This window comes from Mycobacterium sp. ITM-2016-00317, from assembly GCF_002968295.1.
Classification (GTDB): domain Bacteria; phylum Actinomycetota; class Actinomycetes; order Mycobacteriales; family Mycobacteriaceae; genus Mycobacterium.
Window position 1 is genome coordinate 4,045,732 of the sequence record NZ_CP134399.1, and the last position, 12,675, is coordinate 4,058,406.

Here is a 12,675-nt window from a genome sequence, read left to right on the forward strand (position 1 = left end):
CCGGGTGGCATCCGACACCTCCTCGACGGCGCCGTTCTACCGGCCCACCGGCCGCGAGGTCGACGCGTTCCTCGCCGCGGCGCGCCGCGGGTCTCCGGTGCTGTTGAAAGGCCCGACCGGGTGCGGCAAGACCCGGTTCGTCGAGGCGATGGCCCACCGACTGGGACGTGACCTCATCACCGTGGCCGGCCACGAGGACATGACATCGGCGGACCTGGTCGGACGCTTTCTCCTCAAGGGCGGCGAAACCGTCTGGGTCGATGGCCCGCTGACACGAGCCGTGCGGGAGGGAGCGATCTGCTACCTCGACGAAATCGTCGAGGCCCGTCAGGACACGACGGTCGTCATCCATCCACTCGCCGACCACCGCCGCGAGTTGCCGATCGACCGGCTGGGTACGACTCTTGCTGCGGCACCGGGCTTTCAGCTGGTCATCTCGTACAACCCCGGCTACCAGAGCATCCTGAAGAGCCTGAAGGAGTCGACCAGGCAGCGATTCGTCGCGATCACGCTCGGCTTCCCTCCGGCGGACGCCGAGGCGGAGGTGGTCGCGCGCGAGGCCGGCATCGATAGCTCGACAGCGCAGACGCTGGTCATGCTGGGTGCGGCCATCCGCGACCTGGACGGCTCGGCGCTCAACGAGGTGGCCTCGACCCGGATGCTCATCCTCGCCGGGGGTCTGGTTGCCGAAGGCCTGAGCCTGCGTGAAGCTGTTCAGTCCGCTGTCGTCGAGGTCCTGTCCGACGATATCGCCGTGACCGTCGCTCTCGGCGAACTGGCCGACGCCCTGCTCCCCCGGCCGTGAGCTCCGAAGACCCTGGCCCCGAACGGTTTCGACTTCTCGCGAGCTTCGCCGCCGAGCGGACGCTCGATGTCGCCGAGGCTGCGGCGGGTGAACGCGCGTATACGGACGGCAGCGTCGTCTTCGTCTCCGCCGCCGGCGATGCGGACGACTGGCGCCGGGAGGTGCTCGTGCAGAGCGCTCTGCTGAGGTCGGGAAGTCTGGACCCCCGCCTTGTGCGGCGTCTGCGGGGCCGCCCCGCGGCGGCGCGCCGCTACCTGTCGCTGGAGGGTCGGCGGGTGCTGGCGGAACTCGGACGGTCGGTTCCGCTGGCGGCCGACGTCTACCCCGGCTCTGCGTTGACCGCAGATGGTGCCGAATCTCTTGACCTCGCCATGGGTAGAACGCACATCGACGACCCACCGGAGTGGTTCGGATCGATCAGACCGGCGGTGCTGCTGCGCTCCTCCGCGTTCACGGGAACACGCGCGACCGACGCCGACGTCGGATCGTCGCTCGGCGACGCCGAAGAACCGGAACCCGACGATGAGACAGATGAGGACGACCGACCGTCGGAGAGAAGCCGGATCCTGAAGATCTTCGAGGTTCCCGTCGGCGCCCAGGCCGCCGCGAACTTCCTGCGCAAGCTGCTCGGCAGCTCGCGTTCCGGCGAGAACGAGGGGCCCGGGGGCGAGCTGCGGGCCGGGTCCATTCGCCGTTCGCTGCACGCCGGCGCCCACGCCCGACCGGTGCCGACGCCGATCCGGTTCACCGGCGCCGAGAGCCCCGGCAGCGCCGTCGGGATCGGCGGGGCCCTGTATCCCGAATGGGACTGCCACCACGACGAATACCGTGAGGATTGGTGCCGGGTCATCGACTTTCCGTTGGTGACCACCGCCGACGTCGCCGCGGCCGGGGTCCCGGCCGATGCCGTCCTGCGCCGTCGCCTGAGCCGGGTCGGGCTCGGCCCGAAGGTGTTGCGTGCCCGGGCCGACGGTGAGGACATCGACACCGAGGCGCTGATCGATCTCTTCGTCGATCTGCACTCGGGGCACTCCCCGCCCGAACACGTCTACACCGAACGCAGGAGGGTCGCCAGGAATCTCGGCGTGCTGATCCTGCTCGACGCGTCGGGTTCGGCGACCGACGCCGACCAGGACGGTCTGGCGGTTCACGAACACCAGCGCCGCGCTGCTGCCATCCTGGCCGCGACCCTGGAGGAACTCGGCGACCGCGTCGCGGTGTACGGGTTCCGGTCTCAGGGCCGTCGCGCGGTCCACCTGCCCGCGATCAAGACCTTCGGACAACGATTCGGTGCGGTAGGCCGGGCACGTCTCAACCAACTCCAGCCGTCGGGCTACACACGGCTGGGAGCCGGCATCCGAGGCGCCGGCGAGATCCTGAAGAAACAGGCGGGCACACCGAACCGGTTGCTGCTGGTGCTGTCCGACGGCCATCCGTACGACGACGGATACGAGGGACGCTACGCCGAGGCCGATTCCCGGAAGGCACTCGAGGAGCTGCGCGCCGATGGCATGGGGTGCCTGTGCCTGACGATCGGCGCCACCACCGACGCCGACGCACTGGCGCGGGTCTTCGGTTCGGCATGCCACGCCAGCGGGACGACACTGGCCGAACTCAGCCCGCGGATGGACCAACTGTTCCTGGCGGCCCTGCGTGAACTCTCCGCTCCGCGACCGTCCCGCATATATGCTCGCCCGAGTTGACAAGTAGTTGATAAAGAACCGACAGAGGTAGCACCGTGGCGGTAACCACCGAGGCGCACGTACCGGACCTCGCCCAGCCCTGGGCGCCGCACCGGCTACGGATCTACACCTGGACCGGCATCTTCACCTTCGCGATGTTCCTGGCGGTGACCGTCGGGGTCGCCACCGGGATCGTCGCGCCGAGCTTCACCACCGACGTCGTCGTCAATCTGATCTTCGGCATCCCGGTGATGCTGCTGCCGTTCGTCATCCTGTGGAATGCGCCGGGAGAGAAGCGTACCCGGCTCGACAAGGCCGCCGAACTGACGCTGTTCTACCTGCCTTACACCGCCGGCAGTCAGATCGGCTACGAGCTGATGTTCCTCATCGGCCATCCGCTCGGTCTGTGGGCACCGACGACCGACCCGGGCTGGAAATGGCTGTGGTGGCAGTACGCTCTGGCCGACACCCGCTACGTCAGCGGCAACCCGTGGATCTTCGCGCTCGAGGTCGTCGGCGTACTCACCGGCGTCACCGTGTTCGTGATGTGGACCCGCCTGGTTCGCCCGGGACTGCCGGACGAGGCACGCATCAGATGTCTGTGGATCGCGTTCACCGGGTGCGCCATCCTGATGAGCAGCACCGCTGTCTATTTCCTCGCCGAGGTCGGCGCGGGCTTCACCAACATCGGGCAGGGCTGGTGGGGGCTGGGGTTCAAGTTCATCGGCGAGAACATCCCGTTCATCCTGTTGCCACCGCTGGTGCTCTACTCGATCCACCTGCAGATCGACTATCTGACCCGACGCGCCGGCCCGGTTGTTCCGAGCCGTTGACCGCGGAAACCGTGCTTCGCGGCGAGAAAATCCTGATCACCGGCGCCACCGGCAAAATCGCGTATCCGATCGCCCGCGCCCTGGCACCGGACAACGACGTCTGGGGTGTCGCCAGGCTCCGCGATCCGGCTGACCGGGACAAGCTGACCGCGGCGGGCGTCACACCTCTGGCCCTGGATCTGGGCAGCGTCGACTTCTCCCGACTACCAGACGATTTCACCTACGTGTTCCACGCCGCCGTCGACCCGGGACAGGGCGAATGGAGGCGTGCGCTCGAGACCAATGCACACAACTCCGGCGAACTGCTCCACCATTGCCGGACGGCCAAGGGATTCGTGCTCTGCTCGACCGGTTCGATCTACGGATACCAGGGCAGGCGCCCGCTGACCGAAGACGACCCGCCCGGAGTCCCGCTGCGGGCGAACTACAGCTTCTCCAAGGTCGCCGCCGAAGCGGTCTGCAGCTGGATCTCCCGGCACTACGACATCCCGCTGACGATCATCAGAATCTGCTCGACCTACGGGCCCGAGGGCGGCTCACCGGCAGACCGTCTCGATGCGATTCTGGCGCGCAGGCCGATTCGGCTCCACCCCGACCAACCGAACAACTACAACCCGATCTACGAGGACGACTACGTCGAGCTCGGCATCCGCGCAATGCAGGTCGCCCGCACACCGCCCCAGGTGGTGAACTGGGCAGGCAGCGAAACCGTCAGCGTCGAGGAATATTGCGCGTATCTGGGCGAACTTGTCGGCATCGAGCCCATCTTCGACTACACCGCCGACGCGCACACCCCGCTGTGGCCCGACGTGACGCACATGCATGAGGTGCTGGGCAAGACAAAAGTGCCGTGGCGAGAGGGATTCCGGAGGATGGCTGCCGCGCGCCACCCGGAGCTCACACTCTCCGACAAGCCCACGGCGAGCTGACGACGACGTGATGGAGCTACCCGGGACACCGTCCGACACCGTGGAAGGCGTGCTGGCCGCCGGACGCGGTGACATCAGCACCGTGTTCGTGTCCATGGCCGCCCGCCACCCCGAGGGACTCGATGCCGAGTACCTGCGATGGCACACGCTCGATCACCGGCCGGAGCAACATCGGCTCAGCGCCGTGCGGGCATCGCTGCGTCTGGTGTCCACCCCCGAATGTCGCGCGGCTCGCTGGGGCGGGGACGACCGGTTCGACGCCGTCGACCACGTGATGTCCTATTTCTTCTCCGATCCCGCCGGCTTGACGACCTTCAACGACTTGTCGATCGCACTCGGCGATGCCGGCCGGAAGCTGCGACTGCTGCCTCCGGTCGAACGAGGCGTGTACACCGTCGGCGACAGATCGGCGGCACCTCGGATCAAAGTGGGTGCCGACGTGCTGCCGTGGTGGCCGGTTCTCGGCGTGATCCTGCTTCTCGAACGCGAAGCCCCCACGACCGAGGAGCTTCTGGAGGTCGACGGGGTCGCCGGGGTGTGGAGCACCTCGACGTCGGTGACGCACGGGTCGTTCGCCGGCGCCCCGCAGGGCCAACACCTCACCTACTGCTTCCTCGACGACGACCCGGTGGTGACCGCAGGCCGGATGGACGCGGTGGTGCGCAACCGCTGGACCGGCGGTGGCCCGCTGCTGGCTGCACCGTTCTACCCCGTCATCCCGCACCAGTGGGATCGCCGTGTGCCGTAACGAAGGAGACCCATGCGCATCGGCCTGATGGTCGGCTCCGACAAGGAACGCGATCGCCGAGACCGGTTGGCGGGCCTGATCGACGACGCTGTCGCGGCCGAGGCCGCCGGCTTCGACTCGTTCTGGTTCCCGCAGGTGCCCGGTTACCTCGACGCGATGACCGCCGTCGCGTTGGTGGGCGCGTCGACGACCACCATCGAAGTCGGCACGGCGGTGGTCCCGATACAGACACGCCATCCGCTGATCCTGGCGCAGCAGGCGTTGACCACCAACGCCGCGTGCGGCGGCCGGTTCGCCCTCGGCCTGGGACTGTCCCACGACTGGATCATCCACGGCCAGTTGGGACTTCCGTATGAGAAGCCGGTACGCACGTTGCGCGAGCACCTCGATGTGCTCGGCGCCGCGTTCGCCGGACCCGGCCAGGTCGACGTCGACAACGACACCTTTCACGTGCACAGCCCGGTCGACGTCGCCGACACCGCCCCCGCGCTGCTGCTCGCGGCTCTCGGGCCGACGATGCTGCGGATCGCGGGCGAGCGGGCCGACGGCACCGTGTTGTGGATGGCGGACGAGCGCGCGATCGGCGAACACGTCGCACCGCGGATCACCGACGCCGCGCAGAATGCCGGCCGGCCGGCACCGCGCATCGTCGCCGGTGTCCCGGTGGCGCTGTGCGATCCCGGCGACGTCGACGATGCCCGCGCGTACGCGAGCGAGATCCTCGGACATGCGCACTTCTCCCCCAACTACGTCGCGCTGCTCGAACACGGCGACGCCGAGGACGTCGGGGACACCATGGCCGCCGGCGACGAAGCCGCGGTGCTGGCGCGACTCCGTAGTTACCGCGACGCCGGCGTCACCGATCTGGCTGCACGCATCGTCGGGCTCGGCCAGGATCCGGACCAGCGACGCCGATCACGGCTCCGCACAGCGCAATATATCGCATCGGTGGCCGCTCAGCTGTAGTGGGCGGAACGGTCAGCGCCGGGACTTCACGATCGCCGCGACGGCGGCAGCCCCCACGGAGCAGCCGACCGCACAGGCGAACACGCCGACGATCAGGTGCCGCAGCCAGCCGCCGGAGGCGTAGGCCGCGATCTGCAGCACCCCGGCAGTCAACGCCAACACGGCGAATGCCAATGCGGCGTACTTCAGCGCAGCCATTCCCCCATTGTTCACGAGGTCGGACCCGGCCCTGCCGCCCGGCTCGATAGTTGGACTCCGGTCAGCTATTCCTTCTCGTCGCCGAGCCTGTTAAGTTCAGCGGCATGGCGGCTACCCGGCGGGAGGTCGGCGCTGACCACGGTCAGCGCCGAGCTTCATTTCAGCGGGCCAGGTCGCATGAGACCAAGCGCATGCTTGTCCAGGCGGCGATGGCGCTGTGGCGGACCAAGGGTTACGCGGCCACCACGGTCGCCGACATATGCACCGCCGCCGGGGTCTCCAAAGCGTTGTTCTACTTCTACTTTCCGCGCAAAGAGGACGTGCTCTTCGAGGTCGGCGTGCTTTCGACGCAGTCGGCGCACCGAACCATCCACGCCCTACTGCAGAAGCCCTACGACATCGAACCTGTCGTGTCCGCTGCACTGACGGCGTTCGAGCGCTCCATGGCGCGCAATCCGCCGGAACTGATCATCGAGACGATCTTGGAGGGCTACCGCCACGAGCATCGGATCATCGCCGAGGGCGGTCCGCCGGAGGCCGACGCCGACATGTTCTCCGAGCTGTTCACCCGTGCCCGCGGCGACGGCAAGCTGCCGGACACCGTCGACGTCGCCCATCTGGCCTACCTCGCCCAGACGATGGTCAGCGAGGGCGCACGGCACTGGGCCGCCGGCGCGTTCGGGAAGCGCTCGTTCGCCGCGGTCGTCACCGCCGACATCTGCACCCTGGTCAAGGGGTACCTCACGCACTGACCCGGCAAGGAGGCCGACATGTGGAGTTTCGAAACCGACCCCGAGTACCAGAAGGTGCTGGACTGGGCCGACGAATTCGTCCGGGAGGAGGTCGAGCCACTCGATCTGGCGTTTCCCCATCAGCAGTTCGTACCGCTGGAGGGCAAGCGGCGTGAGGCGATCGATCCCCTCAAGGAGGAAGTGCGCCGCCGCGGCCTGTGGGCCACCCACCTCGGCGCCGATCTCGGCGGCCAGGGTTACGGACAGCTGAAGCTGGCGCTGCTCAACGAGATCCTCGGACGGTCGCAGTGGGCGCCGATCATCTTCGGCTGCCAGGCACCCGACACCGGCAACGCCGAGATCATCGCGCACTACGGGACCGAGGAGCAGAAGCAGCGATATCTGCGGCCTCTGCTGGAGGGCGAGCTGTTCTCCTGCTACTCGATGACCGAGCCGCATGCCGGCGCCGACCCCACGATGTTCACCACCTCCGCCGTGCGCGACGGAGACGACTGGGTGATCAATGGCTGGAAGTTCTTCTCCTCCAACGCCGCCACCGCGTCGTTCCTGATCGTCATGGTCGTCACCAACCCTGATGTCAGTGCTTACCAGGGCATGTCGATGTTCCTGGTGCCCACCGACACCCCCGGTGTCAAGATCGAGCGCAACGTCGGCCTGTACGGCGAGCGCGTCGGCGAGGGGTCACACGCGCTGATCCACTACGACAATGTGCGGGTGCCCGCCGAGGCGCTGCTCGGCGGTGAAGGGCAGGCGTTCGTCATCGCCCAGACCCGACTCGGCGGTGGCCGTATCCATCACGCGATGCGCACCATCGGACTGTCCCGCAAGGCGCTGGACATGATGTGCGAGCGGGCGCTGAGCCGTGAGACCCAGGGCAGCAGGCTCTCGGACAAGCAGTTCGTGCAGGGCTACATCGCCGACTCCTACGCCCAGCTGCTGCAGTTCCGGCTGATGGTCCTCTACACCGCGTGGGAGATCGACAAGTACAACGACTACAAGAAGGTCCGCAAGGACATCGCCGCGGTCAAGGTGGTGATGCCCACCGTGCTGCACGACATCGCCTGGCGGGCCATGCAGGTGCACGGTGCGCTCGGCGTCACCAACGAGGTGCCGTTCCTGGGCATGGTGACCGGCGCCGCGGTGATGGGGCTGGCCGACGGACCCACCGAGGTGCACAAGACGACCGTCGCCAAGCAGGTGCTGCGCGACTACCGGCCCACCGAGGGCACCTGGCCCTCGGAATGGATCCCGGCCAAACGTGAAGCCGCACTGGCCAAATACGCGGACTTCCTCGACCACGAGGTGGGCAATCTGTGAGCGGGATCGACACGGCGCGGCTGTCCGACTGGATGGATGCGGCCGCGCTGCCGGGCAAAGGTGAACCGCTGAGCGCACGCTTCCTGTCCGGCGGGACCCAGAACGTCATCTTCGAGATCACCCGCGGTGAGCACCAGTGCGTGTTGCGCATGCCGCCGCCCGGCGCCCCGCCCGACCGCGACAAGGGCATCCTGCGGGAGTGGCGGATCATCGAAGCCCTCGACGGCACCGATGTGCCCCATACCGCCGCCGTCGGTGTCTGCGACGACGCATCGGTGCTGGGCCGACCGTTCTACCTGATGGGCTTCGTCGACGGGTGGTCGCCGATGGACACCCACGGCCGATGGCCGGAACCGTTCGACAGCGACCCTTCCACCCGCCCGGGCCTGAGTTACCAACTGGCCGAAGGCATCGCTCTGCTGTCGAAGGTGGACTGGAAAGCCAAGGGGCTGCACGATCTGGGCCGGCCGGACGGCTTCCACGAACGTCAGGTGGACCGGTGGATCGGCTTCCTGGACCGGATCAAGAACCGCGAACTGCCGGGCCTCGAGGTCGCCACCGACTGGCTGAAACAGCACAAGCCGCTCGACTTCATCCCCGGCCTGATGCACGGCGACTACCAGTTCGCCAACGTGATGTACCGGCACGGCGCGCCGGCGCAGATGGCCGCGATCGTCGACTGGGAAATGGGTACCGTCGGCGACCCCAAACTCGACCTCGGCTGGATGGTGCAGTCCTGGCCGTCCGGCGACGACGACGCGGGGGCGATGAGCTATGTCGACATGCGCGGGATGCCGTCGCGCGACGATGTGGTCGCCCACTACGCCGAGGTGTCCGGTCGCCAGGTCGACGATCTCGACTACTACCTGGTGCTGGCCAAGTGGAAGCTCGCGATCGTGCTGGAGCAGGGTTTCCAGCGTGCCGGGGACGACGAGAAGCTGCTGGCGTTCGGGCCGGTGGTGACCAGCCTGATGGCGTCGGCGGCAGAGCTCGCCGAGTCCACCGACTACCGGGGCTAGCGCCGCCGTGCGCGCTGCGGTCTGCCCGGAGTACGGGCCACCCGAGGTGATCCGCGTCGAAGAACGCACCGCGCCCACCGCCGGACCCGGGCAGGTGCGGGTACGCGTCGAGGCTGCCGCGGTCAACTACCCCGACGTGCTGCTGGTGGCGGGCGCCTACCAGGTCAAGGTGGCGCCCCCGTTCGTGCCGGGCAGCGAGTTCGCCGGCGTGATCGACCAGATCGGGTCCGGGGTAGCGGATTTCGCGGTCGGCGACCGGGTGAGCGGCACCGGCATGGTCGGCGCCTTCGCACAGAACGTCGTGGTCGACCCGGCCTGTCTGTCGCCCGTGCCCGGCGGGATCGACGCGCGCACCGCGGCCGCGTTCGGCGTGGCCCACCGCACGGCATACCACGCGCTGCGCTCGACGGCGCGGTTGCGCAGCGGGGAACGGTTGGTGGTGCTCGGCGCAGGTGGCGGCGTAGGACTGGCCGCGGTGCAACTGGGCGCAGCACTCGGGGCCCACGTCACCGCCGTCGCATCGTCGAGCGAGAAGCTTGCCGCCGCAGGGCGGTACGGAGCGGCGCGGTTGATCAACCACCGCGAGTGCGACGTGCGTGCCGCGCTGCGGGAGGCGGCACCCGACGGGACAGACGTGGTGCTCGACCCCGTCGGCGGCGGCCTCAGCGAACCCGCCCTGCGGTCACTCGCCTGGGGCGGGCGCTTCGTGACGATCGGGTTCGCCTCCGGAGAGATTCCGCGCATCCCGCTGAATCTGGTGCTGATCAAAGGAGTTCACGTACTGGGTTTCCAGTTCCAGGACGTTGCGGCTGCGGAGTTCAGCCGCAACGAGGCCGAACTGCGTGAACTGTTGATCGCGGGCCGGGCCGCACCGCATGTCGGCGCGGTCTACCCGCTCGACGCGGTCGCCGAGGCCCTGCACCATGTCGGCGACGGGCGCGCGGTCGGCAAGGTCCTGATCGACCTGCGCTGAGATCAGCTGGCCGGGACCAGGTCCGCGGCCACCGAGACCATCATGCCGCTGCTGAACATCTCGGTCGGGGCGATCGTCTGACGTGAGCCGGACGCCGCGGCGAGTGCCTGCGCCTTGAACGCCCGGGCGGCCGCGCTGAGCCGGTGTTCGACGGGGCCCACGCTGCTGTCCAGTTCGGCCGGCACCGGCGCACCCCACAGCGTCACCTCGGTCGCGCCCTGATCGAGGGCGCCGAGCACGCCGAGGCGCACCCGGTCGTCGCTGGCGTAGAGGTCGGCAGCCACCGCGACGGTCTGCGGGTGCGGCCGATGTTCCCAGGCACCCAGCACCGACTCCAGGTCCAGGACCTCGGCCCCGAGAATCTCCAGCGGTCGCACGTCCTCGTCGCGGCCCACCAGGACGGTGACGTCCCACCCGGCGGTCACTCGGTCGTAGACCCAGCCGCCGGCGAAGCGCACCGCGTCGCACACCGTCGGGGACACGATGTCCAGGCGGTATCTCATGTCGGCGGTGCCGGTGCCGGTGCCGTCAGATCGCGCTCCAGCGACTCCGCGTATCCGTTGTACACCTCGGTCAGCGGGATTGAAGGATCGAGCAACCATTGGATCTCCATTCCGTTGATGAAGGCGAGAATCTCCGTGGCCTTGGCAGCCGCGTCGATGTCGCTGCGGTACAGCCCCTGCTGCTGACCACGGACGATGAGTTTCCTGATGATGTCCACCGCGTCGCGATAGCGCTTGTGCAGGCGGTCGTGCAGCGGCGCATCGGGAGCGATGTTCTCGGCGAGCAGCACCATGAAGGTCCCCACCAGTTCCGGCGCGCGTTCGAAGCGCTTGGGCACCTGCCGCACCGCGTCGACGAGATCCCCTGAGCGGTCGGCGTGTTCGTCGTCGTCGGTGTCGCGCGCGTCGAGCACGGCGTTGAGCAGTTGTTCTTTGGACTCGAAGTGGTGCAGCAGCCCGGCCGGCGTGACACCGGCCTCCCCGGCGATCTGAGCCAGCGACGTCGCGCGCCATCCGTTGCGAGCCAGCAGACGTTCCGCCACCGCGAGGATCCGCTGTCTGCGGTCCTCACCTTTGGCGAGCAACGCCGCGTAGGGCCGTCTGGACGATGCCAGATCGGCGGCTGCGGGCTCGGGGGCTGACAAGCGTCTCCTCGGTGCTGAACCAACCTAGTGAACACACAGTAGGTAGGTTTACCTGCTGTGACAAGCGTCTCAGCGAAATTGAGTTTAGACGGCTGTCACAGCGTATCCCGGACCCCCGCGAGACACCCGTAAACGCAGTGGTCAGTCCGAATTGGCGCTACAAGCCGAGGGATTTCGCGATGATCACCTTCATGACCTCGCTGGTACCGGCATAGATCCGGGCCACCCGCGCGTCCGTGTACAGCCGGGCGATCGGATACTCCATCATGTAGCCATATCCGCCGAACAGCTGCAGACACCGATCGATCACCCGCTGCTGCATCTCGGTGCAGAACAGCTTCACCCGGGCCGCATCGGCGCCCGTCAGCTCGCCCTCGACATGCAGCGCGACCGCGCGGTCCAGCATCGCCTGGGCCGCCTCCACCTCGGTCGAGCAGGCGGCGAGCTCGAACTTGGTGTTCTGAAAAGACGCCACCGGAGTGCCGAACGCCTTGCGGCTCTGGGTGTAGTCGATCGCCGCGGCGATCGCCGAGCGGGCCTGCGCGACCGAGCCCACGGCCACGGTCAGCCTCTCCTGGGGCAGGTTGTGCCCGAGATAGCCGAACGCCTCGTCGACCTCACCGAGCACGTTGGCGGCCGGGACCCGTACGTCGACGAACGACAACTCTGCGGTGTCCTGCACCTTGCAGCCCATCTTCTCCAGCTCGCGGCCCCGGGTGAGCCCGTCCATGCCGTCCTCGACGACCAGCAGCGTGAGGCCCCTTCGGCGGTTGTCCGGGTCGGTGGAGGTCCGTGCGACGACGATGACGAGGTCGGCCTGCATGCCGCCGGTGATGAACGTCTTGGCGCCGTTGACGACGTAGTCGTCGCCGTCACGGACCGCGGTGGTGCGCACCCCGGCGAGATCCGATCCGGTGCCGGGCTCGGTCATCGCGACCGCGGTGAGCAGCGTGCCCGCCGCCATTCCGGGGAACCACCGGTCGCGCTGTTCGGCGTTCGCGTAGTGCAGGAAGTAGGGCAGGATCACCTCGAGCTGGGTGCGCACCGTCGACAGCGTCACCAGCGCGCGAGCCGCCTCCTCCTGCAGCACCATGTTGTACCGGTAATCGGGCTGACCGCCGCCGCCGTACTCCTCGGGGATCGCCATGCCGAGCATGCCGAGCTCACCCATCCGCGCGAACACCTCGCGCGGCATCCGGCCGCCCTTCTCCCACTGCGGATAGTGCGGCACGACCTCCTTCTCGACGAAGTCGCGGGCCAGTTCGCGAAAGGCCTCGTGGTCCTCGGTGAAAAGATCTCTGCGCAC

The 12,675-nt window shown here is 68.1% G+C and carries 14 protein-coding genes; 10 read left to right on the plus strand and 4 right to left on the minus strand.

The genetic code is table 11. The features are described 5' to 3' along the window. Positions 1 to 4: 4 nt before the first annotated feature. From C6A87_RS19245 to C6A87_RS19270, 6 genes are read left to right on the plus strand one after another with little or no spacing between them, the layout of a single operon-like run. Complete coding sequence (locus tag C6A87_RS19245; protein ID WP_396836901.1) at positions 5 to 805, plus strand: CbbQ/NirQ/NorQ/GpvN family protein; 801 nt, start codon at positions 5 to 7, stop codon at positions 803 to 805. Then, positions 802 to 2,508 (plus strand): VWA domain-containing protein, encoded by a 1,707-nt coding sequence (locus tag C6A87_RS19250; RefSeq protein ID WP_311113736.1) that lies wholly within the window; start codon positions 802 to 804, stop codon positions 2,506 to 2,508. Before C6A87_RS19245 ends, C6A87_RS19250 begins: the two co-directional genes overlap by 4 nt. A 35-nt stretch (positions 2,509 to 2,543) precedes the next feature. Further along, complete coding sequence (locus C6A87_RS19255; RefSeq protein ID WP_311113737.1) at positions 2,544 to 3,320, plus strand: emopamil-binding protein; 777 nt, start codon at positions 2,544 to 2,546, stop codon at positions 3,318 to 3,320. 11 nt (positions 3,321 to 3,331) lie between these two features. Then, entirely contained in the window at positions 3,332 to 4,249 is a 918-nt protein-coding gene (locus C6A87_RS19260; RefSeq protein WP_311118000.1) for an NAD(P)-dependent oxidoreductase, read from the plus strand. A gap of 10 nt (positions 4,250 to 4,259) precedes the next feature. Further along, positions 4,260 to 4,997: a hypothetical protein gene (locus C6A87_RS19265; protein ID WP_311113738.1), complete on the plus strand. Its 738-nt coding sequence runs from the start codon at positions 4,260 to 4,262 to the stop codon at positions 4,995 to 4,997. 12 nt (positions 4,998 to 5,009) lie between these two features. Beyond that, complete coding sequence (locus C6A87_RS19270; RefSeq protein ID WP_311113739.1) at positions 5,010 to 5,963, plus strand: LLM class F420-dependent oxidoreductase; 954 nt, start codon at positions 5,010 to 5,012, stop codon at positions 5,961 to 5,963. 12 nt (positions 5,964 to 5,975) lie between these two features. Here the strand turns inward: C6A87_RS19270 and C6A87_RS19275 are convergent, their stop codons facing one another. Continuing rightward, the gene (locus tag C6A87_RS19275; RefSeq protein WP_311113740.1) at positions 5,976 to 6,161 is read right to left on the minus strand and encodes a hypothetical protein; all 186 of its coding nucleotides are present in this window, start codon (positions 6,159 to 6,161) and stop codon (positions 5,976 to 5,978) included. A 104-nt stretch (positions 6,162 to 6,265) separates the two neighbouring features. Here C6A87_RS19275 and C6A87_RS19280 point away from each other — a divergent pair, with 104 nt between their 5' ends. The 4 genes from C6A87_RS19280 to C6A87_RS19295 are packed head-to-tail and all read left to right on the plus strand — an operon-like array spanning position 6,266 to position 10,222. Then, complete coding sequence (locus C6A87_RS19280; RefSeq protein WP_311113741.1) at positions 6,266 to 6,913, plus strand: TetR/AcrR family transcriptional regulator; 648 nt, start codon at positions 6,266 to 6,268, stop codon at positions 6,911 to 6,913. 18 nt (positions 6,914 to 6,931) lie between these two features. Continuing rightward, a complete protein-coding gene (locus C6A87_RS19285; protein WP_311113742.1) occupies positions 6,932 to 8,230 on the plus strand; it encodes an acyl-CoA dehydrogenase family protein in 1,299 nt (432 codons plus the stop codon). A gap of 32 nt (positions 8,231 to 8,262) precedes the next feature. Next, complete coding sequence (locus C6A87_RS19290; RefSeq protein WP_311118001.1) at positions 8,263 to 9,249, plus strand: phosphotransferase family protein; 987 nt, start codon at positions 8,263 to 8,265, stop codon at positions 9,247 to 9,249. A gap of 7 nt (positions 9,250 to 9,256) precedes the next feature. Then, the gene (locus tag C6A87_RS19295; protein ID WP_311113743.1) at positions 9,257 to 10,222 is read left to right on the plus strand and encodes an NADPH:quinone oxidoreductase family protein; all 966 of its coding nucleotides are present in this window, start codon (positions 9,257 to 9,259) and stop codon (positions 10,220 to 10,222) included. Between the two features lie 2 nt (positions 10,223 to 10,224). Here C6A87_RS19295 and C6A87_RS19300 read toward each other — a convergent pair whose 3' ends face one another. The 3 genes from C6A87_RS19300 to C6A87_RS19310 all read right to left on the minus strand — a co-directional run bounded on the left by C6A87_RS19300 (position 10,225) and on the right by C6A87_RS19310 (position 12,675). Then, positions 10,225 to 10,725 carry a hypothetical protein gene (locus tag C6A87_RS19300; RefSeq protein WP_311113744.1) on the minus strand — a complete coding sequence of 167 codons (501 nt, stop codon included), beginning with the start codon at positions 10,723 to 10,725 and terminating at the stop codon, positions 10,225 to 10,227. Beyond that, the gene (locus C6A87_RS19305) at positions 10,722 to 11,369 is read right to left on the minus strand and encodes a TetR family transcriptional regulator (RefSeq protein WP_311113745.1); all 648 of its coding nucleotides are present in this window, start codon (positions 11,367 to 11,369) and stop codon (positions 10,722 to 10,724) included. The genes C6A87_RS19300 and C6A87_RS19305 overlap by 4 nt, the downstream gene beginning before the upstream one ends. A gap of 157 nt (positions 11,370 to 11,526) precedes the next feature. Continuing rightward, positions 11,527 to 12,675 carry an acyl-CoA dehydrogenase family protein gene (locus C6A87_RS19310; protein WP_311113746.1) on the minus strand — a complete coding sequence of 383 codons (1,149 nt, stop codon included), beginning with the start codon at positions 12,673 to 12,675 and terminating at the stop codon, positions 11,527 to 11,529.

Bases quoted from the DNA above. Each gene is read 5' to 3' on its own strand.
- C6A87_RS19265 (WP_311113738.1), top strand. From the start codon at position 4,260: ATGGAGCTACCCGGGACACCGTCCGACACCGTGGAAGGCGTGCTGGCC.
- C6A87_RS19270 (WP_311113739.1), top strand. From the start codon at position 5,010: ATGCGCATCGGCCTGATGGTCGGCTCCGACAAGGAACGCGATCGCCGA.
- C6A87_RS19275 (WP_311113740.1), bottom strand. From the start codon at position 6,161: ATGGCTGCGCTGAAGTACGCCGCATTGGCATTCGCCGTGTTGGCGTTG.
- C6A87_RS19280 (WP_311113741.1), top strand. From the start codon at position 6,266: ATGGCGGCTACCCGGCGGGAGGTCGGCGCTGACCACGGTCAGCGCCGA.
- C6A87_RS19285 (WP_311113742.1), top strand. From the start codon at position 6,932: ATGTGGAGTTTCGAAACCGACCCCGAGTACCAGAAGGTGCTGGACTGG.
- C6A87_RS19290 (WP_311118001.1), top strand. From the start codon at position 8,263: ATGGATGCGGCCGCGCTGCCGGGCAAAGGTGAACCGCTGAGCGCACGC.
- C6A87_RS19300 (WP_311113744.1), bottom strand. From the start codon at position 10,725: ATGAGATACCGCCTGGACATCGTGTCCCCGACGGTGTGCGACGCGGTG.